Origin of the sequence: Campylobacter hyointestinalis subsp. hyointestinalis (assembly GCF_013372145.1) — a bacterium.
In the GTDB taxonomy this organism is placed as follows: Bacteria; Campylobacterota; Campylobacteria; order Campylobacterales; family Campylobacteraceae; genus Campylobacter; species Campylobacter hyointestinalis.
Genome location: NZ_CP053827.1, coordinates 1,591,790 through 1,616,193, shown reverse-complemented (window position 1 = coordinate 1,616,193; position 24,404 = coordinate 1,591,790). Strand labels below are relative to the sequence as shown.

Genomic DNA, 24,404 nt, shown 5'->3' with positions numbered 1-24,404 from the left:
TTAAATTTATTTTGGAAAAATGAACCTGTTTGGGTGCGTAAATTTGATTGTGTTGTTGTATAAGTTCAATCTATCAAAAATAGTTTTTTATTTGATCTTATATATGATCGGTACTTGAATTTTAATGGTTTTATAATGTTTTGGGAAGTTTCTTGAAGCTTTGATTATGGTTTCTAACGCGCTTTTATCAAGTATATCGTGACTTGATTTTTTGGTTATCTTAAGATCTTCGAGCTTTGAATTTTTTGTCCAGATAAACTCAAGCCAAATTTCGCCCTCAAGTCGCATTTTACGAGCGATCCTAGGATAAATCCCAGCTCTATCTATCGCGGCTTTTAACTCTTTTAAAAATGGATCGTCGCTATTTCCATAAGATAATGTTTGCATTTGTTCTGTAGCCTCGACTGTTTTGGTTGTAGGCTCTTGCGTATTAGTTTGAGCAGTGCTAATAGCGCTAATGGCTTGGTTTTGCTCATTTATGGTGGGTTTTTGTATGGGTTTTTCAACGATCGGTTTTTTTACCTTATTTTTTATATGATGCGGTTTAGCTACTTTTATCTTTTTTGGTTTTTTAAATTCTTCTATCTTTTGTATAGGTTTTACTTGCTCTGGTATGGGCTCAGGCGGCTTTACTGCGAGTTTTGAAGGCGATGACGCTTTATTTAACGTGATTTGTTTTATACTTAGTAAAATTTCATCGCTTTTTTGCTGTTCAAATTTAACAGTAGTCGCAAACTGTATAAATGCAAAAATCATTGGCATAAATAGCAATGAAGTGATATAAAATGCTTGAAGCTTGTGGTTAAAATACGGACGGATGTATCTCATTGCTCTTTTTCTGTGATTATTTGAAATTTATCGTGATTTTTGAGTTTTAATAGATCTATTATCTGTATAAAACTCTCAAATTTAGCGTTTTTATCACTTTTTAGCTCTACAAAAGTATCAAGGCTTAGATTTTCAAATTTAGATTTTATATCATCTATGCTTGTTTCTTTATCGTCTAAATAGAATTTATTATTTTCGTCTATTGCTATGAGAAGTTTTTTAATCTCATCGCTAAGACTTGCGGCAGACTGCGATTTTGGAAGGTTTATCTTTATCTCTCCTTGCGCGATGAAAGTAGATACGCTAAGTACTATAGCGAGCAAAACTAGCATTATATCGATAAATGGAATGATATTTAACCCTTCGTTTTTAGGCAATTTTACCACTATTTATCCTTGAAGCATATCTGCTTGAGAGTAAATTTATCTTTCTAAGCAGAGCGTTGTACGCCATTAGACTAGGTATGGCTACAAAAAGACCAAGAGCAGTTGCTTTTAAGGCTAAAGAGAGTCCTGAAACTACTGATTTTACGTCTATATTTCCTACCATTCCCATATCGTAAAACGTTATCATTATGCCTATGACTGTTCCTAAAAGCCCGACGTAAGGAGCATTTGAGTATATGATATATAAAGTAGTCAAATTTTCACTTATGCTATCTTCAAATTCATTTTGATTTTTATAGTCGTCGAAATTTATTTTTCTTAAAAATAAGATTCTTTCTATAACGCACCATAAGGCTATAAAAGCCATAAATCCAAGTATGATAAATATGATAATGTCTATGTACTCTTTTAAGAATTGCATTTTTAGTCCTAATTTTTTTGATAATTATATTCAAATAAAAATAAATTTAAAATTAATATCAATATATAAACTTATAGATTTTTATTGATATTAATTATTGAATTAATACTATTATATATAATTTTAAAAATTATTATCAAAATTTATAAAAAATTCAATAAATTTATAATAATATTCCAAAATCAACAAAAAATTATAAAAGGAGAAAAATGCTTAATAGCGGTTTTATCGCAAAAAGCGTAAGTTTAGTTTTGCTTTCATCTTGTTTATTTGCAAACTCAGATGATAGCTACACGTTAGATAAGTCAGTCGTAAGTGCAAGTGGATTTGAACAGTCCGTGACAGACGCCCCAGCAAGTATATCTGTAGTCACAAAAGAAGAGCTTGAAAACAAGCCTTTTAAAGATATAGGAGAGATGATAGCAGATGTGCCAGGAGTCGATGTTACTATGAATAAAACAGGAACTTACGACTATAGCATACGTGGATTTGGTAGCGCATATACGCTTGTTCTAATAGATGGAAAGCGTCAAAGTGTTGCAAATGGGTTTTACGACAACGGTTTTGGTGGAAGCGAGTCTGGATATATTCCACCGGCGTCCATGATAGAAAAAGTTGAAGTTATCAGAGGTCCGGCTTCTACGCTTTATGGCTCAGACGCTGTTGGTGGTATTATAAATATCATCACAAAGAAAAATCCAAACCGACCAGAGGCTAGCATAGAGCTTAGTACACAGCTTCAACAGCACGAAAAATTATATGGAAATGCAGGTGGATTTAATGGATATGTGGCAACTCCGCTTATCGATGATGTTCTATCGCTTAGTCTTAGAGGTAAATACTACTCTAAAGAAGAGTCAAATTTGCTTTGGCCACAGTCGCCTTGGACAGCTGGAAAAGGTGGTCGCCCAGATACTCAAAAAGCCCAAAACTATCAGATTGCAAGTCATAGTCCCGGCGCATTTACGACAACTGGTTTTGGTGGTAGATTAAACTGGACGATAAATGAGCAAAATAATATTTATCTTGATTTAGAACGCTATATAAATGATATCTCTGTAGAATCAACGAGCGGTCGAGCTATCAAAAGCGAAAGAACTATCGTCAAAGACAATATGGTTTTAAATCACGATGGAGATTATAAATTCGGCTCTACAAATACTTATTTTCAGTATGGTCGTACTTACGACAGAAGCGATATCTCTAGTGATATTTACGTAGCTGAGTCAAAAGCAGTTATTCCTTTTGATCTTAGTAGTTTTGGATCTATCATTGGATCATTTGGTGCAAGAGCCGACTATGAGGTATTTAACAATAGTGCTGGTAGCGCAAATGAAGCGATTAAGGGAAAAGATTTAGACCAAACTACGTTAGCATTATATGGCGAGGGTGAATATTTCATTACTGAAGATTTGATATTTACAACTGGTCTTAGATATATTTATAGCGATCTATTTGACTCTGAAGTAACTCCAAGAGCGTACTTAGTTTATCGCCCTTATGAGTTAGTTACGCTAAAAGGTGGTGTTGCAAAAGGATATAAAACTCCAGCCGCAAAACAATTAACAAATGGAATTTATAGCTATAGCAATACTACAGCAACATATGGTAATCCAGACCTTAGTCCAGAAACAAGCACTAACTATGAAATCGGTGCTGAATTTGTTATACCTAAATACCTAAAATATGGCTTAACGTTTTTTATGACAGATTTTAAAGATGAGATAACTACAGATAGCTATAATAATGGCATTATGCTTCCAAATGGTAAAATTTGTTCTTACGCCGATGGTTGTAGCTATGTTGTCAATCACGGTAAAACTAGAGCAAAAGGTATAGAGTTTTATTTCAACACGTATTCATACGAAGGCTTTAGCTTAGATGGAACCTATACGTATCTTGATAAGCGTTATAAAGATGGTGCTACAAATGTTTATGGAAATGATAGAGTAGAAAACTTAGCCAAACATACGGCTATGCTAAAACTAAACTATGAAATAGGCAAATGGAAATCATACATAAGACAAAAAGCCAGACTAGATACTGTTTCAAAATCAAAAGGTGGTGGAAACAGACCTTTACCATTTCATACATATAAAGATTTTTATACAACCGATCTTGGAGTTAGCTATAAAATAGATCAAAAATCATCTTTGAGTTTTGTTATAACAAATTTATTTGATCAAGACTATTTTAAGCCAGTAGTTACAGGATATACAAAATCCGGAAATCCAACAGGATATGCTAATGAATATCAAGATTATACTGAAGGCAGGGCTTTTTGGCTGAGTTATAAACATAATTTTTAATCCTTGTAAATTTGAAGTTAGCGAGAAAAAAACGCTAACTTTATCTAATTATAGTTTTATTTAAAGGAGAAACTTTTGTTTTTTAAAAAGAAAAAATATATTTTTAATCTACATTTGGTTTTAGGATTTATGATTTGTATCCCACTGATTTTGGTTGCTCTTAGCGGTTCTCTCATCTCTTATGATAAGCAAATTGCAAATTTAATAAATAAAATCATACTAAAAGATACGAAGAGTGAAATTCTAAATCCTGATTTTGAGAATTTGTTATCAAATTTTAGAGATAAAAACCCAAATTTAGAGATAATCTCGGTAAAATTTGATGAGAAAAACCAGAAATTTTACACTATACAAGCACTAAAAGAAAAAGAGAATTTAACACTTTTTGTATCGGATGAGGGTGAAATTTTAGGGCAGGACTACGGTACTAAATTTAACCGCTTTGTTAGGCAGCTTCATAGGTGGCTTCTTTTTAGCGAATTTGATTTACAAAAGCTCGGTAAAAACATAGTTGCACTTACTACTATAGGCTTTATGATCTTGGTAATAAGTGGCTTTTATATATATTTTCCTCATCTTAAATACAGCGTAATAAAGGCTTTTAGTATAAACTTTCATGCTAAAAAGCAGATGATTTTTTATAAATTTCACGCTGTTTTTGGAGTGATTTTTGGGCTTATTTTTCTTTTCATTTGTTTAACTGGGCTTTACTGGTCTTATGAATGGATAAATAACTTGGTAAATAGAGCTTTTGGTGTTCCTAATAGTGAAACAAGAATGGCTCATAAAAAAGAGGTAAATATCATAGAAAATAGTTTTGTAAAAGATGATTTTACCATAGTTTTGAGTAAATTTAAAGAGCATTTTAGAGACTATAACAAAAGCTTAAGTATAACCCAAACCAAAGAGGGCATTTATACGTTTGCGTATGAGGATGGAGGCATAAAAAAATTAGCTCAAATAACAACTGATGGCAGATTCAAAGAAGTAAATTCCGCCATGAAAATTAGTGAGCGTAAGAAAGCTAGTATGACTATTTTAGCACTTCATTCAGGTAGATTTTTTGGCAATATCGGTGAGTTTATATTTTGCGTAGTATCGTTTTTTGGTGCTTTGATAGCAATGAGTGGCATTTTTATGACATACTTTAGACTAAAACCTAAATTTCGTCATAAAGATTAAATATAATTTAAATATCAATTGTAATATATCTAAAATTAATAGTTTAAATTTTAGATATATTTTGATAATATTTATTATAAATTATTTAAAAATTATGATAATAGATATTATATTTTCTATAAATATTTTTTAGTTTTGATTTATAACTTTTTTACTTTTTCTAAAATTTATAACCATCATATTAATACGCTAAAAGATAATTTAAACTAAAAATTAGATAAATTCACATAAATTTAAATTGCCTATCAAACGCTATATATAAAGTTTAACGAGATTTTTAGTAAAATTTTTTTATAATAATTAAACTACTATCTAAGGTTATAGATGAAAAGAGTTCTCATAAATGAAGCAGCTCAAATTTTGGGTATCACGAAAGAAGCTATTTACAACCGCATAAGAAGAAAATCACTTAAAAGTGAGGAAAAAGACGGTATTAAATACGTGATTTTAGATGATGATGAGCCTATAAAACCTAAAAAAACAGATAATTTTACAAATTATTTGTTATCTCAAATAGCGTCTTTGAAACTTCAAAATGAGAGATTACTCGAGCAAAAAGATAAACTAGTCAAAGAAAAAGAACAGATCATCATAACAAAAATAGAAGAGCTAAGAGTCGCATATCAAAGTAGTGACGAGAGACTAAGAGCTGTTTTAAGTATGGCTGGACGTTCTTTTAAGGCTCTTGATGATACGCAAATGATAGAAGCTGAGTTTGAAGAGATAGGAAGTAAAAAATGGCTCAGTTTGAGTGAATTTTTATCAAATTTAAAAATAAAAGAAAAAAAGTTAAAAAAACTTCAAATTTATCTGTTAAAATGCATAGGTAAAAAGAAATTCGTTAAATTTGAAAACGGAATTATCTATATAAGATCAAATTTGGATTATGATAGATTAAAGGAGAAAATTTGAAACATATAAAAACTTTAAAAGATATAGGCAAGATTAGTGGTTTGAGTGCGATTTTAGTTTTTGGTTTGGCGGCTTGTGGCAATGAAAGCAATAGTTCTAGTGATGGTAGCGGAGCCATAAATGAAGCTGCAAATAAGCAAGGCGCAACCGTTTTCGTAGAAAAAAATAGCGACGGAAGTTATAAGATAGCAGATGAGTTCCCGAGCAATGAAACTCGTGTTTTCTTACGTGAGCCTGGTGAAAATGGACAGATGCAAGAGCGACTTTTAAGTGCGGCGGAACTAGATAAGCTTATGCAAGAAGAAAATGCAAAAATAGACGCCGGAACTAGCAATCTAACAAACCAAAACGCCAGTGTGAGCAGCGGTGGAATGAGCTTAGGCGAGACTATCTTGGCTAGTGCTGCTGGTGCTATTATCGGTAGTTGGATAGGAAGCAAGCTCTTTAACTCTCCTGGATATCAAAATCAAAGACAGACCGCATATAAAAATCCATCTGCGTATAACAAAAGCGTAAATAGTTTTAATAAAGCTTCTACTTCAAGTTCAAAAGCCGCTTCATCAAAAAGTGGATTTTTTGGCGGTGGAAGTAAAGCTGCGTCATCAGGAACATCAGTCGGAGGCTAAAAAGGGAGGCAAGATGCAAATTTCAAATCAGATGAGTGCTCTTCTTGAGAGCTATACAAGTAAAAGTTTAGCAAATAAAAGTGATGATTTTAAGAAATTCTTAACTGAAAGCGACGCTAAATTTAAAGAATTACAAGATTTGATAAATAGTTTGGAAGACGAGATCAAAAAAGATGGAGATATGTTCAAAGTATTTGATTTTATGCAAATTATGAATCAGCTGATATATGGAAATTTGGACGATGAAGCTAAAGATAAACTTCTGCAAAAAGCTATAAAAATAAGCAAAGAAGTTTAAGCCAAACCGCACTTTATAAAATTTAGATTAAGGAATTATATTGAATTTAAAAAAGATAGAACCGCTTAGCAATGATTATTTAGAAAGCATAGGTTTTAGTTGGCATACAGATCCTGATCAAACGCCCTATATCGCAGATGAACTAGTAGTAGTGAGCGAGGCTGAGTGCGAGGCTTACTATAAAGCAGCAAATGAGCTTTATGATATGTTTGTAGCAGCTGCTGAGTACGTCATAGAAAATAATCTTTTCCATGAATTAGGCATCCCTTTTAATCTTATAGATATCATAAAAAGTAGCTGGGAAAATGACGTACATTGGCATCTTTATGGCAGATTTGATCTTGCAGGCGGACTTGATGGTAAGCCTATAAAACTTATCGAGTTTAACGCCGATACGCCTACAAGCGTGTTTGAGACGGCCATAGTACAGTGGGCTATGCTTAAATTTAATAATATGGATGAGGGCAAACAGTTTAATGATCTTTTCGAAGCTTTGAGTGAAAACTTTAAGCGTTTAGTGACGCTAGAAGAAGATACTAGTGGCTTTGATGAGCATTACGAGGGCTGGAAGATACTGTTTTCAAGTATTGCTGGAAACAGCGAAGATGAAAATACAACTAGACTTTTGCAAAGCGCTGCAAATGAAGCTGGATTTGAGACTGAGTTTGCTTACGTTGATGAAGTTAGCTTTAGTGACGAGGACGGTATCTCTTTTAACGGCGAGAATTACGAATATTGGTTCAAGCTGATCCCGTGGGAAAATATTGCCGTTGAAGAAGGAGAGTTGGCTCTTATCTTAAAAAATATTATAAATAATCAAAAAGCGATCATTTTAAATCCGGCTTATACTCTTTTATTTCAAAGTAAAGGAATTATGAAAATCCTATGGGATCTATATCCAAATCATCCTCTTTTGTTGGAGAGTAGTTTTGAGCCTCTTGCTCATAAAAAACAGGTCAAAAAACCGTTTTTAGCAAGAGAAGGAGCAAATGTTTCGGTGCTTGATGAAAATGCAAATGTAGAGTATGAAAACGGCGGAGAGTATGAAAACGGTAAATTTTTATATCAAGAATTTGTAGAGTTTAACAAAGACGCCAATGGTGATAATTATCAAGCAGGCGTGTTTTTTGCTTACGAGGGTTGTGCGCTTGGTTTTAGAAAAGGCGGCGTAGTACTTGATAATTACTCAAAATTCGTCGGACACGTGATAAAATAGTGAAAATACTAGTAGGTATAACAGGAGCTAGCGGTACACATCTGGGTTTAAATCTAGCAAATATGGTATCAAATTTAGGTCACGAAGTTCATCTCATCATCAGTGAAAATGCAAAAATTTCTATGAAAAAAGAAGGTTTTGATACAGATGATCTAAATCCAAATGTTATCACGCATCAAAATGGTGAAATTTATTCAAGCGCGGCTAGCGGTTCATCTAGGTTTGATAAGATGATAGTTGTGCCTTGTAGCATCAACACTCTAGCTAAAATTTCTTGCTCTTTGGCGGACAATCTCATAGCAAGAGCCGCCGCTGTTATGTTAAAAGAGCATAAAACCCTTATTTTGGCTGTGCGCGAAATGCCATTTTCGGCTATATCTCTTCGTCAAATGAGCGAATTATCAGCCTTAGGAGTCATCATCGCGCCGCCTGTTTTAGCGTATTATTCATGTCCAAAGAACCTTGATGAAATGGAAAACTTTATAATCGGTAAGTGGTTAGATCTGCTTTGCATAGAACACGATATATTTAGGCGTTGGAATTAAGATCGTAAAATAACTTTTGGTTAATTAAATTTGATATAATCAATCCTAAAAATGAAGGATATTTATGAAAATGAGCGAAGCGACCCAAGGTGGCATTTCTATAAAAATAGTTTGTTTAGATAGTGACACTCTTGGAAATGATATAGATCTAAATGCGTATTTTAGTGAATTTGCGGAATTTATAAGCTATCCAAAAACAGAGCCTTCTCAAACAATCCAGAGATTAAAAGACGCTGATATAGTCATAACAAATAAAGTTTTGATAACCAAAGAAGTCATCTTAAAAACAAATTTAAAGTTGATTTGTGTAAGTGCTACTGGGGTAAATAATATAGACTTAGAGGCGGCAAAAGTTGCAAATATCCCGGTAAAAAACGTAGCTGGGTATTCTACTTCAAGTGTAGCCCAGCAGGCATTTGCCTCTCTTTTAGCACTGCGTAATCAAGTTGCTTATTACGACGAGTATTGTAAGCGTGAAGACGGTTGGTCTTCTAGTCCTATTTTCGTGCATTTAGATAAGCCTATCTTTGAGCTAGAAGGCAAAAGCTTTTGTGTAATTGGGCTTGGCGAGATCGGTAAAAAAGTAGCAAATATAGCAAAAAGCTTTGGATGTGTTGTGAGTTATTATTCAACTAGTGGTGCAAATCGAAATAATGAATTCAAACAAGTAAGCTTTGATGAAGCTTTAAAATCAGATATCATAAGCATACATTCCCCACTAAATGAAAATACAAAAGGTCTTTTTGATGAGAAAGCTTTATCACACTTAAAAGACGGTGCTATCCTTATGAACTACGGTAGAGGTGGGATAGTGGATGAAAAAGTGATCGCGAAACTCGTCGATGAGCGTGAAATTTGCTTTGCGAGTGATGTTTTAGAAACCGAGCCTATGAAAAAAAACCATCCATTTCTAAATGTAAAAAACAAACATAGACTCCTTATAACTCCTCATATCGCTTGGGCGAGCGTAGAGGCTAGGAAAAGACTGTTAAATTTAATAGTAAAAAATATCAAAGATTTTATAAAAGGATAATTTATGGCTGACGAACATAGTTTTGATATAAGTGCAAGCGTTGATCTTATGGAGGTCAAAAATGCTTTGGAAATCGCTAAAAAAGAGGTTGGTTCTAGATTCGACTTTAAAGGACTAAAAGCCGAGATAGAGTTAAATGAAAAAGACAAGACCATAACTTTACTTAGTTCAAGTGACAACAAGATTGATGCTTTAAAAGATATAGTTTTAAGCAAACTCATAAAGCGTGATATTCCGCCTGTAGCGATCAGTGAAGAAAAAAGAGAAAGCGCAAGCGGAGCAAATACGAAATGCACTTTAAAGCTCAATGATACGATAGATAAAGAGAACGCAAAGACTATAACAAAGGCGATAAAAGATTCAAAGATTAAAGTCAATGCTAGTATCAGAGGCGAAGAGATAAGAGTTGTAAGTAAGAGCATAGATGATCTTCAAGCAACTATAAAACTTGTAAAAGAGCTTGGGTTAAATTTACCACTCAGCTTTAAAAACTTAAAATAAAGGATTAAAATGTTTAAATTTAAAAAATTAGTAGTCGCAAGCTTACTTACTCTTAGTACTACTTTAAGTGCGATCACAGAGGGTGTAGAATATACAAAATTAAAGGGCAATGAGATTATACAAGGTGCTGATGATAAAATCATAGAGCTTTTTAGCTACGCTTGCATTCACTGTTATAACCACTTTAAAGTTGGTACGTTAAAGTTCGTATCAGAGTTTTTGCCAGAGTTCAAATACGAAGAGTGGCAAGTAAAACAGATGGGAGAATTTGGTTATCATATGGCTGAGGTTTTAGCGTATGCAAAAATGATCGATGAGAAAAACTTTATAAACAACTCGCTAAATGAAAAGTCGGCTTATCATCAAGTTATGAAAGCGTATTTCGAGGGATATTTTAAACATAGACAAAGATGGGGTACTCCAAAAGCATTTTATGAAGTGGGTGTAAACGCTATAAAAGAAGCTACCAAAAAAGACGTGAGTGTACAAGATATACTAGACTATGCTAGCAGTGAAAAAGGTAAGAACTTTGTAAAAAGATTTGATGAGGGGCTAGATATCGCTAAGATCAGCGGAACTCCTGCTTTTATAGTAAAAGGAAAATATCTAGTAAATTTAGAAAAAGTAAATAGTCAAGAAGAATTAGTCGAAATCATAAAAGCGTTGGTAAAACTAGACTAAATTTTCTCAATTTTCATCTTGTTAATTCTAATATGATATTATTAAAATTTATATTTAATAATAGATAAAGGATTAATGAGATGAGTTTTTTAAGTTTTATTCAAAACTCAAGCGTAAAATACGCTGCTCTTTCCATGCAAAAATCATTATATAATGAGCTTAATATCGACATTTTAACTAACGATTTTCAAAAAATTCCAAATCCTGATAAAAAATATATGCTATACGCGCATATCCCCTTTTGCCATACTTTTTGTCCGTATTGTTCATTTCATAAATACGCTTATGATGAGGAAGCGGCTAAAAAATACTTTGCAAGCTTAAGGCTTGAAATGACTGCGATGAAAGACGCAGGATATGACTTTGGCTCTATGTATGTTGGTGGCGGAACTACTTTGATAAACGAAGACGAGCTTATAAAAACACTTGAGCACGCTAAAAATCTTTTTAATATAAAAGATATCTCTGCAGAAACAGATCCAAATCACATAGCAGCTGAAAATCTCACTCGTTTTAAAGGACTCATTAATAGGCTTAGTATCGGTGTTCAGAGTTTTAACGATGATATCTTAAAAAAGGTTGCAAGATATGATAAATTCGGTTCATCAAAAGAGCTACAAGAAAAACTAAGCGCAGCCATAGGTATACTTCCAGTTACTAGTTTGGATCTTATTTTTAATTTCCCTTTTCAAACCAAGGAGCTTCTTTTAAACGATATTACTATTGCAAAAAGCTTGGATCCTGAGCAGATCACATTTTATCCTTTGATGAAATCAAATTTAACAAAAGATAAGATAGCCGCCAGTCTTGGTGTAAGCAATAACGACTTTGAACGTGAATTTTACGAGCTGATATGCGCCGAGTTTAAAGAGTATTGTCCTAATAACGCTTGGTCTTTTTCAAAAAATAGCCTAAGTCTAAAAGATGAATATGTAAGTAGCAACCACGAATATGTCGGTGTTGGAAGTGGAGCTTTTAGCTTTTTAGATGGCGAGCTAGTTATAAATGCTTTCAACCTTGATGACTATAGTGAGCGTATCAACGCAAAAGCAAGTGCTACGATAGCCAAATGTAAATTTAAATATAAAGAAAGACTAAAATATCTATTTTTAACCGAACTTTTTGACGGAAAGATAGATGTGAATAAATTTAATGCGGCTTGCGGTGCGAATTTAAAAACTGCATTATTTAAAGAAATTCTACTTTTGAAGCTTACAAATGCTATCAAAATAAACGGAAATTTTATAGAATTAACCGAGTTTGGACGCTATATCTTTGTTATTTTGATGAAAGAGTTTTATATCGGTATGGACACCGTTAGGGCTGTTTTTAGAGATGAAGCGAAACTAAAAAAATCTAAAAAATTAAGAGTTATGGCTAGCTGATCGGTCTGTTTTATTTGAGATATTAATTTAACAAAATAAAGTATAAAATATAAATAATCACAAAGGTTTAAATTTGAAAAAAGTTGCTTTGATCTGTCTGCTTGGGATAGTTATGGCGTTTGGCGGTGATTATGAAGATGGTTTTGCAGCCTTTGAAAATAACGACTATAAAAAAGCAGCTAAGCACTTTAAACTTGCTTGTGATGGTGGAGATGTGATAAGCTGCAACGAACTCGGCGTTATGAATAGAATAAAGCATAGAATATCCTATCTATAGGCAAATTTACGCCGCCTTTTTAAGTCATACATAAAGAACTTGTCATATAAATAAGATAAGTAAATGATGCTAAGGTTGCTTAATTTTTATAAAAGCCCGACTTTTTTGTCTTCCCCAAAAGCCGAGTTGATCTCTCTTTTTATCTCTTTTTCAAAAGCTTCCATAGTAAATATTCCCTCATCATCGCAAGCTACTTTAAGAGCAGTATTTTTTAGTACAAGAACTATTTGGGCTCCGCTTAGTTCAAATTTAGCCAACTCTTCTAAACTAAAATCTTCTTCAAAACTAGCATTTTGCGGGATGATCTTTTGCCAAATTTTTAGCCTTGCTGCTAGATCTGGTTTTTTAAATTCTATCTTATAATCAAATCTTCTCGAAAATGCGTGATCCAAACTTTGCATAAAATTCGTAGTCGCGATAAGAACACCTTCAAATTTTTCTATCTGTTCTAAAAAAATATTTTGCATTTGGTTATGCATTTTATCGCTTCCACTACTAGAGTCCGTGCGCGTTGATAAAAATTGATCGGCTTCATTTAGCAGCAAGACTGGTTCTGTTTTTGTTTTTGCACAGATTTCTTTATATGTATCAAAGATCTTGCGGACGTTTTGCTCACTTTCGCCTACGTATTTGCTTAGTATTTTTGAGCAGTCAAAGCTAAGAATTTGTTTTTTGAGACTTTTTGCAAGACTTAAGGCGCTCATTGTTTTGCCAGTTCCAGGACTTCCGTAAAATATGACTTTAACCGATACGCTTTTTTGACTCTTTATACCCCAACTATTTAGCCTATTTATTACTTTTTTATCCGTTTGTTTTAGGATATTGTCTAAAAGCTCTTTGGTTTGATCGTTTAAAACTACGTCGTTTAAGTCGCTGCTTGGCTCTATAAGTTCAAATATATCGCTCTTACTTACCATCGTTTCTAGCTTAAGTTTTCTTCTTTTTTTAGAGTTTTGAGGATGCATGATCAGTTGTAATATATCTTCATTTATAAAAAAACTTCTGCTTACGCTTCCAAAAGCATTTAAAACTTCGTCATAGTCGATAAGCGCGTTTTCAAGTAAATTTGAGCCTTCTTCAAGCAAGCTTCTGTTTTTCATCCGCTCCATATCGTCTTTGCTGACTAAGCTTACTAGCGTATTTAGATCTCTTAGCGTTTCAAACTCACCACTATACTCCTCTTTTAAAAGCGCTAGAAATATTATCTGCTCTTTTTCATTGAGACTATTTTCTTTAAAAATTTGCTCACAGGCTAGATGAATTTTGCTGATCTTTAGGCGATCTTCGATGATACTCTCTAAATTTTTTATTTTTTTATCTAGTTTTGATTTGGCGTTTTGGCTGTGATTATTTAATCTTTTTTGATAAAGCTCTACTCGTAAAAACTCATCTTTTAGGTATTCTAAGTGATCATTATATGGCTCATTAGCAGGCATTAAATTTATAGTTTTTCCATCTTCAAGTAGTCTTAAAAACTGTTCGCTTAACTCTATTTCGTTATAAAGCATACTTAGCTTAGATGATTTTTGTTTGGCGTTTTCTTTTAAAAATGAAAAATTATGTACCAAATAGCCCATATCGATTAGATTTTTTATCTGAGATATGTATTCTAAATATTTTAAATTTTCTTCTTTAAAAATAGCATTAAGCACGTCAAATACAGTAGCTGAGCTAACTCCATTTATGTAGTGATTTGTCATGTACTGCAAGATCTTGATCTCGTATTTATCGCATTCTAAGATCGTGAAAATTTCCGAATTCGTATTATTTTCTAAAAAATCTTTTAGATATTTCAATTTATTTTGCCTTTGATATTTTCTTTAAGAACTCTTTTTAAAACTTTGCCGGCTGCATTTTTTGGTAATTCATCTGCAAAATAAACATGTTTTGGTATCTTGAAATTTGCAAGATGATTTTTTAAAAATGCCTTGACTTTAGCTTCGCTTAAGACCATATCTTCTTTTAGTTGTATGAACGCAACCACGTCTTCATCTTCGTTTTCGTCTTTTATGCCGATCACCGCACACGCTTCGACTTCTTCTATTTTGTAGATGAGCTCTTCGATCTCCCTAGGATATATGTTTTGTCCTTTAGAAATGATGAGATCTTTTAAGCGATCTACTATATATAAAAATCCATCGCTATCTACTTTTCCAAGATCTCCTGTCCTTAGCCAGCCATTTATGATCACTTCATCAGTAGCCGTAGGATTGTTTAGATATCCTTGCATGACGTTATCACCTTTTACGATGATCTCTCCGACTTCCCCTGTTTTCATTTCTATCATTTCATCATCTACTATTTTTACGTCAAATTTTGGAAGCGGAAGCCCTACGCTTGAGACTTTTTTATTTTCGGGACGATTTACGCTTACTAGTGGTGAGCACTCGCTAAGCCCATATCCTTCAAGAAGTTTGGCACGCGGAAAAATTCGCTCAAAATCGTCTATGGTTTGTTTAGCAAGCGGAGCTGAGCCACATACAAAATATCTTATGGCGTTAAACCATTTAAAATACCACGGAATTTTGGCTTTTGCGATAGCGCTGTAAATAGCAGGAACTCCTAAAAATACGGTTACTCTTTTGAGCAAAGTCTGTTTTAAAACATTTGAAAACGGAAATACAGATTTAACGATAACTTCACTACTCGCGCTGTATATAGGCATTATGACCATAACAGTAAGCGTAAAGCTATGAAACATAGGAAGATAAACGATAAATCTATCTTTGTGAGTTATGCTAAATATCTCATTTATGCCAAGTATGTTTGAAAATACGTTTTTATAGCTGATAACTGCGCCTTTTGGATGACCAGTAGTTCCTGAAGTATAGATGATACTAGCAGTGTCTTCAAGCTTAGCTGGTGAAACAAAGTCTTTATCTATGGCTCTATAAAAAGCGTCTTTGAAGCTTTGATAAGCACTGTTTTCAAACTCACCGATCACAACTACTTTTAGAGATGACGCTTCTAAGCCGTCTATCTCTTTTAAATGAGAGTTTGAGACTATCAGCATTTTAGCTTGACAATCGTTTAGTATATATCTAAATTCATCTTTTTTTAAAAAAGTGTTTATAGGAACGGGGATCGCTCCGATGGCTGTGATGGCAAAAAACGATATGACAAATTCTTCGCAGTTTGTCACTATCATAGCTACTTTGTCGTTTTTAGCTATTTGATTATCTCGTAAAAAAGTTATGGTTTGATCTACTTTTAATTTTAATTCTTTATAAGATAGTTTTGCCTTTTCTGAGAAAATCGCTATATTTTTAGGATGTAAAGAAGCCGAGCTATCAAGCATTTCATAGTAGTTATTAAATTTATATTCCATAATCAAAACCTATATTTTATACCTAAATTTACTAGTTGAGAGTTGCCATTTTTCATCTCACCAACGACATTGTTAAACGAATTTACTGGATCGCTTTTGTTTATATGTCTATCTTTTCTATCTTGATATAAGTAACCAAACGCAAGCTCGATATCTTCGTTAAATTTATAATTAAATCCAAACGAATACACATAAGCAGAAGTATCTGGAAGCTCAAATCCTATTAAGCTTGGATCGCTTGGACTTTCATCATAAGCAAAACCGCCCATTAGTCTAAATTTGGTATTTACATCCCACGCTACGCCAAATCTGTAGGTGTTTGAGTCTTTCCAGTTTTTTTCCACGGGATGATCAAATACGGCTGAAGCTGGGATAGTAGTTCCACCGTAATTGAAATCAAATCTTTCTAGTTTTGACCAGTAGGTTCTCTCATAAGCAGTAAGTAAAGTCACATCTTTAATCTTATATGAAAGTGCTAAGATCAAAGTAGCAGGAAGCGGTATGCTGACATCTACGTGTCCATCGTACGAGCCATTAAACGCCGGTATAGGAAGATTTGATTTTGAAGTTATCTTTGCGTTGCCTTCTAAATTTAGATCTACTTTTGAGCGGTAAGTAGCTGCTAGACTAAGCTCGTCAGTAGGTTTATAAGTTATGGCGGCGTTCCAACCGAAATTTATATCATCGCCATCAAGCTCTCTATGAGCGTCTAAGTTTATGGCTCCACCTCCTATGCTACCATTGGGATTTGTTTCTACTTTACCAGTCGCATAAACGACTCTAAATCCACCGCCTACGCTAATCTCATCAGTAACTCTATAGGCTACGCTAGGATTTAGTTCAAAAACTTTGAGCGAAAAAAGCTTTGCGGTTGATGCGGGGTATTTATCATCCCAGCTTATGGATAGTCCAGCAGGTACTGCAAAACTAAGTCCAAAACGCCAGTTTGGGATGTATTCTGGAGATACGAAATGAAACGTAGGAACTAAAAAGTCCGAGTTCCCAGAAGTTGTATTGTAGTTGTTAGCATTTGAAACATCAGGCTTAAATGAGTGCTTTGCTAAATGGATATACGTAAATGAGTTTTCAAAATAATGTCTAACGTCCTCAACATACATCATATTTGCTGGGTTGTAATAAGCCGCGTCAGGACCGAAGCTAGAAGCGATGTTTGATGCTCCTAAAGCTACGGCGTCGCTACTTTGCTCTGGTATCTTGTAGCCTGCTGCTTGCAGTGAGTAAACCGCGCCTACTAGAACAGCTATTTTTTTATAAATCATTTACATCCTTTTATCAAATTTCTTAAATGCTCTATCTCATCTTTCCATATGCTATCGTCTATAGTTTCTAAGATAAGTGGTATCTCATCTATCCTATCGTCGTTCATAATATTTTCAAAACTGCTCCACCCAAGATATCCTTTTCCTAGGCTTTCATGACGATCTTTTTTTGAGTGGAGATCGCATTTGCTATCATTTATATGCATTCCTTTTAGATACTCAAAACCTATCAAGTTTTCAAACTCGCCCATAGTTTTTGCGTAGCTTTGTTTGTCTCTGATGTCGTATCCCGCGGTAAAAAGATGACAGGTGTCTATGCAAACGCCTATTCTATTTTTATCGGCCGTGTTTTTGATGAGGTAGGCGAGATGTTCGAATTTATATCCCATATTTGAGCCTTGACCAGCTGTATTTTCTATGACTAAAGTGATATTTTGCGAATGTTCTAAGATATAGTTTATGGAATTTGCTATGTTTTGCAAACACTGTATTTCACTTATCAAATTTAGATGAGAGCCTGGGTGAAAGTTTATCATCTCAAGTCCTAGAGCTTGTGAGCGTTCTATCTCATCTAAAAATGCATCTATGCTTTTTTGTCTTTGCTGAGTCTCTGGATGACCTAGGTTTATAAGATAACTATTGTGCGGAAGTATGTGTTTGGTATTGATATTTGATATTTTTAAATTTAGTTTAAATACTTCTATATCTTCATTTGCTAGTGGTTTTGCACTCCATTGCCTTTGGTTTTTTACAAATAACGCAAACGCATCAGCACCAATTTTTGCGGCGTTTAACGGAGCATTTTGCACTCCGCCGCTAGCACTTACATGTGCTCCGATTTTCTTCAATTAAGCTCTTTCATTACTATTTTTATACCGTTTTTTTGGTCTGTGAAGCGGACTTCGCCGCCACAAATTTTGTATTCTACTGAAATATTTCTTAGATTTTGTTCAAAGCCACAGTTTGTTTTTACTAAGTTTTTGCCATCATATATCGCTCTAGCTTCTAAAATATCCTCTAGCAAATCTTCGTAATGAGCATTTAAAAAGAACTTTTTATTAAATTCGGTTTTATTTTCACAGGCGTTATTTATGCAAATTTTATCTTTGATGTTTAAATTTAAAACGCTTTTTCCGCTATTATAAATTTGTACGTTTGTGTAATTTTTGTAAAAGTGTATAAATCCAGCGTCATTTACTTTTAAAATCTTTGATTTTATGAGTAAAGATATGCTTTTTGAATGATCTGCTTCAGGCGTAGCGCAGCCCGTAAAAAATCCTATAATACAGATGAAAAGTAGTAATTTAAATTTAAACAACATTCAGCCTTTTTAAATTTTTGCAAAATTATACAGTAAAATGTTAAATTTTATGTATTTTTAAGTATTTATTAAGTGAATAAGAAGTATAATCACATTTCCAAAAAACAAACCGTAAGTGGCCCCTTCGTCTAGCGGTTAGGACATCGCCCTTTCACGGCGGTAACACGAGTTCAAGTCTCGTAGGGGTCACCAAGATTTATTCTTTTTATTTCAGATTTAATATCCTAAAAAACGCTTTATATATTTTACTTTAATTCAAAACTAAAAACTTATGATTTCTAGTTTTCTTAATAGTCCTATAAACGTAAGTATTATCGATAGTATATATACTCCAATAAGTATTTTTCTATGGGCTTTTACTTGCATTTTTTCTATGATCTTTATACCTATAACGACTCCTATCATAGATGATATACCAACGGTAATACCCGCATTTACTATATCTTTATTTATAACACCAGAGCTTATGAAAGAAATCGTACCAGAAAGAGAAGAAAATATCACAAAAAATAGAGATATCGGTACAACTTTTTTACTATCAAACCCTAGCATATATCCCAAAATAGGCGCCATAAGCAATCCTCCGCCGATACCTAAAGATATGGCAAAAACACCAGTTATCGCTCCTGTTCCTACCAAAATGAGACGTTTTTGTAACTCGTTTCTTTGAGTATGATTAACTACGTTTTTTACGTTTAATGCATATTTTAAGAGTGAAACTATGCTTAAACACAAAAATGCAGCTGTCAAAGTGATATCTGAAACCGAAGTCAAAATTAAACCACTAAAACTAGCACCTACTAATCCTCCTAAACCGACTAATATGCCATCATTTATATTTAAATTTTTCTTTTTATAATTTATAAATGAGCCAAATACTGACGAAAACATCATTTGAAAAACAGAGATCGCTATGGCGTGATGAGAGCTAAATCCTATGCTAAGCATAAATGGTACTATTATCGTACCTCCACCGATCCCAAAAAGTCCAGAAATGATACCAGTTACGATACCAATAAGTATATAAGAAAATTCCATTATTTTTCACTTTTTTAAATTTAAAAAGCTGATTTTACAGCATAAATACAAATTGTTTGCTTAGATTTTATGAAAATATTTTATAATACTAAAATTATTTTTAAATTTATAATTTTAGGTTTTGACTTATGTAAAATTTAAGTCGAATATAGATAGCATTTTTAGAATTTCGCAAGGATCAAATTTGAAATATCAGCTTATTTTGATTTCTATAGCTAGTTTTGTCATCATTGTAGCAGGGCTTAGCGCAGCATCATCCATCGTCGTGCCTTTTTTGTTGGCGGTTTTTATCGCTATTATCGTGTCTCCTATGCTTGATTTTATGGCTAGACTAAAAATAAGGCGAACTCTGGCTTTTGTGGTGATTATCTCGGCTTTTGCTCTTGTGTTATGGTTTTTAGGAAATGTTATCGCCACTGCGTTAAACGGTTTTAGCGCCGCGCTTCCTGAATATCAAGTAAAACTCTCAAACTTCATCGATAAGACTATAGCTTGGCTAAATTCTTACGAGATCATCAAGATAAACAGTTTTGTGATAGATAGCATAGATACAAACAAGATCTTTTCTACTACAAGCACTATTTTAAGGCAAACTAGTGAGATAGTTACAAAGTCATTTTTGGTGTTCTTACTAGTGATCTTTATGCTTGTTGAAACTCAGGTTTTTAAAGACAAAGTAGAGTATTTCTCTAAAAAACATAGTCAAACACATGATATAGTAAATAATTTTATATCAAATTTAAAAAGATATCTAGCTATAAAAACCATATCTTCTATCGCTACTGGTCTTATTTTATGGGGTTTTTTGGTTTATTTCAATATTCCTTACGCACCGCTTTGGGGCGTTGTGGCTTTTATACTAAATTATATACCGACTATAGGCTCTATCATAGCTGCAGTTCCTGCTATTTTGATGTCACTTTTAGTAAATGATTTTGGCGATACGCTGTGGCTAAGCCTGGTTTATCTAGTCGTAAATATCGCTATAGGCAACTTTATAGAGCCTAAATTTCTAGGTTCTGGACTTGGAATTTCAACACTTGTTGTAATACTTAGCCTACTTTTTTGGGGATTTGTGCTTGGGATCGGCGGAATGTTTTTGGCCGTTCCTCTTACTATGAGTATCAAAATAGCCTTAAATGAAAATCCAAAAACCAAATTCCTAGCAATACTGCTTAGCAACAAAGCGGATTGACGAGCAAAATATTTACAACCATTATCATAAGCTATATATTTTAGCTTATGATTGATTCTAGAGATTGCCGACTAAAAAATATAGCTCTTTAAAATATCAAAAATGATTTTAAAATCTTTTTCCAAACATAGCCATTAAATTAATATTATTAACATCATCTATATACTCTGATAGTATACCAAAACTAATGAAATATCCATTTTTAAATGATGTTTTTGAATTTATACCTACGCTAATAACATCTTTATTTAGTTTTTGATCGCTGCTTATTTTTGCAAGTGATGGAAAATCTACAAAACTATAGCTGTTTTTGAGCTTTTTACCGCTAAGTCTACGCTCATACAAACTATACAATGATATATCAGTCATATTTTCGCTATGCTTTAGCTTGTAAGTGCTGTATAGTCCTCCAGTTATGCTAGTGCTAAAATGAGATATTTTTTCATATTCTTTGGCAAATAAAGAGCCTGATTCTCTAAATTTATCTTGAAACATGTATGAACCACTGGTATAAACTAGCGGTGTTAGTGTAAAGTTATCACTAACTACAAAATCTTTAGATAAGCCTAGTTGAAGCGAGGTTATTTTTGTATCGTAATCACTTGATAAATTTGAGTTAGTTCCTATTATTTGTCTATTGATTTTGTTATCACCAAAGCCAAAGTTGGCTCCACTTAAAAACTTAGCAATTTCAAAATCATAAATATAATTAGCTCCTAAATTTATATATTTGCTCTCAAAATTTTCTAGATGATCATTAAAATTTAACTTAGTTTGAACGAAATTTATATTGAATATGGCTTGAGAATTTGGGGTTGGATTACCTCCAAATGCTAGATCGAACCCATAAGCATCACCTTTATAATTATCAGCTTTAATTTTCTTATATTTAGGAGATAGATACCAAATAAACGATTTTGCTTCTTCGATTAGTCCCATATCATAGATAAAATCAGATGAAGTAATGCCGTTATAAGCAAAGTATGTAGGGGACTGTTTAAAGTGGGCAATATTATCTATAGTATTAAACATCACTGGATTGATAGCTAACATCATATTTGATTGGTTAAAAGACTCTTGTTGAGAAAAAACGTACGGAGTAACATCTGCGATTAAATTTGAATTTATCGATTTTATTGCTTGATTAAAAGTTGTTTGATCGCTATTTTCTATCTTAGCAAAGAAGTCTTGATAAGCAGAGTTAAGATCTCCTTTTCTTATATTTAATAAAGTGCTATTATATACATCTTTTTTAACGATAGGAGTAACCACAATATGATCTTTGTTGATTTGATCAGGATTGCTAGGATTTGTTTGAGTATTTAAATCATCTTTTTTGCTATTTTCTTCACTACTACTGCCATCATAATTTCCAGTATTATCTTGTTTTTCTGTTTGATCATCGCTAACAGGAGACGTTGTAATGGCTTTATTTATAGTTTGTTTATCTGCATTATCAAGAGATATTTTAAAAGAAATTGCATTATTTTCTTTTACTTCTATGTTTGTAAAAGCATTTATATAATTAGCCAAATCTCCTAAATCTATCTTATATTCTTTATCTGTGGTATAGTATTTTTCTAATGGGTTGTATTGAAGTATTCCGCCTTGTATATCGTAACTATTAGCTATAAGCTTTGAGTTATCATCATTACCAAAGTCTAAAATAAGCCTTGCATTGCCTGTTTGTATATATTTTCCGCTTACTACTAAATCACTCAAATCTTCATTTCCCGGACGGACTGTGCCATCATTATATAAATCTTTTGCTATTGTTCCATTGCCTATTAAATTTGCTCCGTTTTCTACGTAAGTATTGCTAGCTAAATTTCCTGTTAGTTTTAAGCTTCCTTGTCTGACGATAGTAGCACCTTCATAGCTATTTTTTCCACTCATCGTAAGCGTACCACTTCCATTTTTTATAAAACCGATGTTTAGCCCATCTAAATTTTTTGGTAAATTTAAAGCATCATTTCTATGCGTATCTGCTTCCCATTTGCGTTGGTTTATATCATTGCTAAACTCAGCATCATTATCTTTGGTATCAAGCATATAGTATACGGCTTTATTTTCATTTTTATAATTATCTATTACGTCTTTATCACTAAGCCTATTTGCATCGAGTGTACCTATTCCTTTTAAGGCTTTTGTGATATCAAGTATTCCTTGCCCAAAAATTTCCTCACGACTAACCTCTTGCAACCAAGGATAACTAGACTCATAATCTTCTATTCTTTGATATTTATCTTGCGTTCTTGAATCTTGTGTTAAAAAATAATATGCCAAATATAAATCATTGCTATCTTTATATGCCTCTTTATATGCCTCTTGTATATCTTTGCTAATTTGAGTCATATCAACCGTTCCATCGGCTTTTTTAGGAATTTTATTATCAATATAAAATAAAGTATAAAATACTTTGTCTACCATAGCTGTTTTTGTATCATTTAATACCCTAGCCTTTGTCTGTTTTAAAACAACTTTTGGTGCAATATAGTCTTTATTTGCGGTACTTAAAAGTACATCTGCTACCTGATTAGGTTTTAAAAAATTAAATTTTTGCATTATTAATGCAGCAGCTCCACTGACATAAGGCGCAGCTTGAGATGTACCACTAACAGCTATATATAAATTTTTATCTACTTTTCCAAATACCTCGTCTCGCACACCATAAGATGCGTTTGCGCCGACTACAAAATTGCCCGGCGCCATAAGAGAGTAATTTGTCGCACCTTTAAAGCCATTACTAAAAATAGGCACTCCAAGAGATGAGATTTTTAGTTTATTATTGCTATCTTTTGTAATATGTGAGATATCTAAAGCTCCTATGTTTAACCACGACCGCAAATCTTCATCAAAGCTAGGCAACACTGAAGAGATACCTGGAGAACTCATACCCTCATTTCCGCTTGCAAATACGACTAAAGATCTATTTTCTTTAGATAAATCGGCTAAATTTTTAGAAATAGTTGATTGAGAATAAACAGTTTTTAACCATTCATTTGAACTATTACTAGAATATGATGGATAATAATAAATTCCGTTCATTCCAATAAATGGATAAATTGTAGAATTCCAGCTATTATTTATCACTTTAACGTCATTTTTTACAAAATAATCATAAATATCAGGATTTATAAATGAACTCTTTCCTGTAACATTATATCCGGTAATTTGGACATTATAGCTTTTAGCATCATATGCTACACCACGCGGATTATTAGAGCCTAAATTTTTACCTAAGATTATACTAGTTACGTGACTACCATGAGTATCTGCTAAAAAATCAGGAGTATAGGTTTTGTAATTATAAGTAGAGTAAATTTGATCTGCAATTTGACCATTTAGGCTAGGATGATTAGCATTTGGTGCGCCATCTACAACACCGACCCTAATTCCACTACCAGTAATGTTTTGAGCGTGAGCATCATCAGCGCCTATAAAAATTAGATCGTCTTGATTAGTTTGAGCAGCTTGCGTTAAATTTATATAAAGAAATAAAATTATTAATTTTCTATACATTATCATAACCAAAAATTTATTTAATAATTGTTTATTTTATTTAATCCGATTATTTTAAATTTGTTTTTCTGATAAAATCCTTAAATTCTGGTATTTTAATACATAACCATAATAGGTCAA

At 33.0% G+C, this 24,404-nt stretch carries 23 protein-coding genes and 1 tRNA gene; 14 read left to right on the top strand and 10 right to left on the bottom strand.

What is annotated here, in order from left to right:
* Positions 1-87: 87 nt before the first annotated feature.
* Genes CHHT_RS08290 through exbB form a run of 3 tightly spaced genes read right to left on the bottom strand, consistent with a single transcriptional unit; the run spans position 88 to position 1,635 of the window.
* On the bottom strand, positions 88-828 hold the full coding sequence (locus tag CHHT_RS08290) for an energy transducer TonB (RefSeq protein ID WP_034961781.1): 741 nt from the start codon (positions 826-828) through the stop codon (positions 88-90).
* The gene (gene exbD / locus CHHT_RS08285; protein WP_034961784.1) at positions 825-1,214 is read right to left on the bottom strand and encodes a TonB system transport protein ExbD; all 390 of its coding nucleotides are present in this window, start codon (positions 1,212-1,214) and stop codon (positions 825-827) included. Before exbD ends, CHHT_RS08290 begins: the two co-directional genes overlap by 4 nt.
* A complete protein-coding gene (gene exbB / locus CHHT_RS08280; RefSeq protein WP_034961786.1) occupies positions 1,198-1,635 on the bottom strand; it encodes a TonB-system energizer ExbB in 438 nt (145 codons plus the stop codon). Before exbB ends, exbD begins: the two co-directional genes overlap by 17 nt.
* Positions 1,636-1,844: 209 nt before the next feature.
* On the opposite strand from exbB, the gene CHHT_RS08275 reads away from it, so the two are divergent.
* From CHHT_RS08275 to CHHT_RS08220, 12 genes are all read left to right on the top strand, one after another.
* Positions 1,845-3,944 carry a TonB-dependent receptor domain-containing protein gene (locus tag CHHT_RS08275; protein WP_034961788.1) on the top strand — a complete coding sequence of 700 codons (2,100 nt, stop codon included), beginning with the start codon at positions 1,845-1,847 and terminating at the stop codon, positions 3,942-3,944.
* 75 nt (positions 3,945-4,019) lie between these two features.
* On the top strand, positions 4,020-5,126 hold the full coding sequence (locus CHHT_RS08270; RefSeq protein ID WP_034961791.1) for a PepSY-associated TM helix domain-containing protein: 1,107 nt from the start codon (positions 4,020-4,022) through the stop codon (positions 5,124-5,126).
* 324 nt (positions 5,127-5,450) lie between these two features.
* The gene (locus CHHT_RS08265) at positions 5,451-6,038 is read left to right on the top strand and encodes a hypothetical protein (RefSeq protein ID WP_034961794.1); all 588 of its coding nucleotides are present in this window, start codon (positions 5,451-5,453) and stop codon (positions 6,036-6,038) included.
* Complete coding sequence (locus CHHT_RS08260) at positions 6,035-6,664, top strand: UPF0323 family lipoprotein (RefSeq protein ID WP_034961796.1); 630 nt, start codon at positions 6,035-6,037, stop codon at positions 6,662-6,664. Before CHHT_RS08265 ends, CHHT_RS08260 begins: the two co-directional genes overlap by 4 nt.
* A gap of 13 nt (positions 6,665-6,677) precedes the next feature.
* Positions 6,678-6,962 carry a hypothetical protein gene (locus CHHT_RS08255; RefSeq protein WP_034961798.1) on the top strand — a complete coding sequence of 95 codons (285 nt, stop codon included), beginning with the start codon at positions 6,678-6,680 and terminating at the stop codon, positions 6,960-6,962.
* A 37-nt stretch (positions 6,963-6,999) separates the two neighbouring features.
* Entirely contained in the window at positions 7,000-8,178 is a 1,179-nt protein-coding gene (locus tag CHHT_RS08250) for a glutathionylspermidine synthase family protein (protein WP_034961800.1), read from the top strand.
* On the top strand, positions 8,178-8,723 hold the full coding sequence (locus tag CHHT_RS08245) for a UbiX family flavin prenyltransferase (protein WP_034961802.1): 546 nt from the start codon (positions 8,178-8,180) through the stop codon (positions 8,721-8,723). The genes CHHT_RS08250 and CHHT_RS08245 overlap by 1 nt, the downstream gene beginning before the upstream one ends.
* 100 nt (positions 8,724-8,823) lie before the next feature.
* Entirely contained in the window at positions 8,824-9,756 is a 933-nt protein-coding gene (locus CHHT_RS08240) for a D-2-hydroxyacid dehydrogenase (RefSeq protein WP_034962167.1), read from the top strand.
* A gap of 3 nt (positions 9,757-9,759) precedes the next feature.
* A complete protein-coding gene (locus tag CHHT_RS08235) occupies positions 9,760-10,257 on the top strand; it encodes a YajQ family cyclic di-GMP-binding protein (RefSeq protein ID WP_034961804.1) in 498 nt (165 codons plus the stop codon).
* A 9-nt stretch (positions 10,258-10,266) separates the two neighbouring features.
* On the top strand, positions 10,267-10,938 hold the full coding sequence (locus CHHT_RS08230; RefSeq protein WP_034961806.1) for a thioredoxin domain-containing protein: 672 nt from the start codon (positions 10,267-10,269) through the stop codon (positions 10,936-10,938).
* A gap of 80 nt (positions 10,939-11,018) precedes the next feature.
* The gene (locus tag CHHT_RS08225; protein WP_034961808.1) at positions 11,019-12,323 is read left to right on the top strand and encodes a coproporphyrinogen III oxidase family protein; all 1,305 of its coding nucleotides are present in this window, start codon (positions 11,019-11,021) and stop codon (positions 12,321-12,323) included.
* Between the two features lie 73 nt (positions 12,324-12,396).
* Complete coding sequence (locus tag CHHT_RS08220; RefSeq protein WP_034961810.1) at positions 12,397-12,600, top strand: hypothetical protein; 204 nt, start codon at positions 12,397-12,399, stop codon at positions 12,598-12,600.
* 86 nt (positions 12,601-12,686) lie between these two features.
* Here CHHT_RS08220 and CHHT_RS08215 read toward each other — a convergent pair whose 3' ends face one another.
* Genes CHHT_RS08215 through CHHT_RS08195 form a run of 5 tightly spaced genes read right to left on the bottom strand, consistent with a single transcriptional unit; the run spans position 12,687 to position 18,526 of the window.
* A complete protein-coding gene (locus CHHT_RS08215) occupies positions 12,687-14,396 on the bottom strand; it encodes an ATP-binding protein (protein WP_034961813.1) in 1,710 nt (569 codons plus the stop codon).
* Entirely contained in the window at positions 14,393-15,928 is a 1,536-nt protein-coding gene (locus tag CHHT_RS08210; RefSeq protein WP_034961816.1) for a fatty acid--CoA ligase, read from the bottom strand. Before CHHT_RS08210 ends, CHHT_RS08215 begins: the two co-directional genes overlap by 4 nt.
* Positions 15,929-15,930: 2 nt before the next feature.
* Positions 15,931-17,208 carry an OmpP1/FadL family transporter gene (locus CHHT_RS08205; protein ID WP_034961818.1) on the bottom strand — a complete coding sequence of 426 codons (1,278 nt, stop codon included), beginning with the start codon at positions 17,206-17,208 and terminating at the stop codon, positions 15,931-15,933.
* Positions 17,205-18,056: a deoxyribonuclease IV gene (gene nfo, locus CHHT_RS08200; RefSeq protein WP_034961820.1), complete on the bottom strand. Its 852-nt coding sequence runs from the start codon at positions 18,054-18,056 to the stop codon at positions 17,205-17,207. The genes CHHT_RS08205 and nfo overlap by 4 nt, the downstream gene beginning before the upstream one ends.
* Positions 18,053-18,526, bottom strand: coding sequence for a hypothetical protein (locus CHHT_RS08195; RefSeq protein ID WP_167540853.1), 474 nt, complete (start codon positions 18,524-18,526; stop codon positions 18,053-18,055). Before CHHT_RS08195 ends, nfo begins: the two co-directional genes overlap by 4 nt.
* A gap of 120 nt (positions 18,527-18,646) precedes the next feature.
* On the opposite strand from CHHT_RS08195, the gene CHHT_RS08190 reads away from it, so the two are divergent.
* Positions 18,647-18,721: transfer RNA gene (locus CHHT_RS08190), tRNA-Glu, on the top strand.
* 69 nt (positions 18,722-18,790) lie between these two features.
* On the opposite strand, the gene CHHT_RS08185 is transcribed toward CHHT_RS08190, so the two are convergent.
* Complete coding sequence (locus CHHT_RS08185) at positions 18,791-19,567, bottom strand: sulfite exporter TauE/SafE family protein (RefSeq protein WP_034961824.1); 777 nt, start codon at positions 19,565-19,567, stop codon at positions 18,791-18,793.
* A 184-nt stretch (positions 19,568-19,751) separates the two neighbouring features.
* Here CHHT_RS08185 and CHHT_RS08180 point away from each other — a divergent pair, with 184 nt between their 5' ends.
* Positions 19,752-20,762: an AI-2E family transporter gene (locus CHHT_RS08180; RefSeq protein WP_034961826.1), complete on the top strand. Its 1,011-nt coding sequence runs from the start codon at positions 19,752-19,754 to the stop codon at positions 20,760-20,762.
* Positions 20,763-20,870: 108 nt separating this feature from the next.
* Here the strand turns inward: CHHT_RS08180 and CHHT_RS08175 are convergent, their stop codons facing one another.
* Positions 20,871-24,284: a S8 family serine peptidase gene (locus CHHT_RS08175; protein WP_074898781.1), complete on the bottom strand. Its 3,414-nt coding sequence runs from the start codon at positions 24,282-24,284 to the stop codon at positions 20,871-20,873.
* Between the last annotated feature and the right edge of the window lie 120 nt (positions 24,285-24,404).

Excerpts from the sequence above, each read along its gene's own strand:
- CHHT_RS08225 (WP_034961808.1), top strand. The coding sequence starts at position 11,019 with ATGAGTTTTTTAAGTTTTATTCAAAACTCAAGCGTAAAATACGCTGCT.
- CHHT_RS08185 (WP_034961824.1), bottom strand. The coding sequence starts at position 19,567 with ATGGAATTTTCTTATATACTTATTGGTATCGTAACTGGTATCATTTCT.
- CHHT_RS08205 (WP_034961818.1), bottom strand. The coding sequence starts at position 17,208 with ATGATTTATAAAAAAATAGCTGTTCTAGTAGGCGCGGTTTACTCACTG.
- CHHT_RS08235 (WP_034961804.1), top strand. The coding sequence starts at position 9,760 with ATGGCTGACGAACATAGTTTTGATATAAGTGCAAGCGTTGATCTTATG.
- exbB (WP_034961786.1), bottom strand. The coding sequence starts at position 1,635 with ATGCAATTCTTAAAAGAGTACATAGACATTATCATATTTATCATACTT.
- CHHT_RS08175 (WP_074898781.1), bottom strand. The coding sequence starts at position 24,284 with ATGTATAGAAAATTAATAATTTTATTTCTTTATATAAATTTAACGCAA.
- CHHT_RS08210 (WP_034961816.1), bottom strand. The coding sequence starts at position 15,928 with ATGGAATATAAATTTAATAACTACTATGAAATGCTTGATAGCTCGGCT.
- CHHT_RS08290 (WP_034961781.1), bottom strand. The coding sequence starts at position 828 with ATGAGATACATCCGTCCGTATTTTAACCACAAGCTTCAAGCATTTTAT.
- CHHT_RS08255 (WP_034961798.1), top strand. The coding sequence starts at position 6,678 with ATGCAAATTTCAAATCAGATGAGTGCTCTTCTTGAGAGCTATACAAGT.
- CHHT_RS08230 (WP_034961806.1), top strand. The coding sequence starts at position 10,267 with ATGTTTAAATTTAAAAAATTAGTAGTCGCAAGCTTACTTACTCTTAGT.
- CHHT_RS08275 (WP_034961788.1), top strand. The coding sequence starts at position 1,845 with ATGCTTAATAGCGGTTTTATCGCAAAAAGCGTAAGTTTAGTTTTGCTT.
- CHHT_RS08265 (WP_034961794.1), top strand. The coding sequence starts at position 5,451 with ATGAAAAGAGTTCTCATAAATGAAGCAGCTCAAATTTTGGGTATCACG.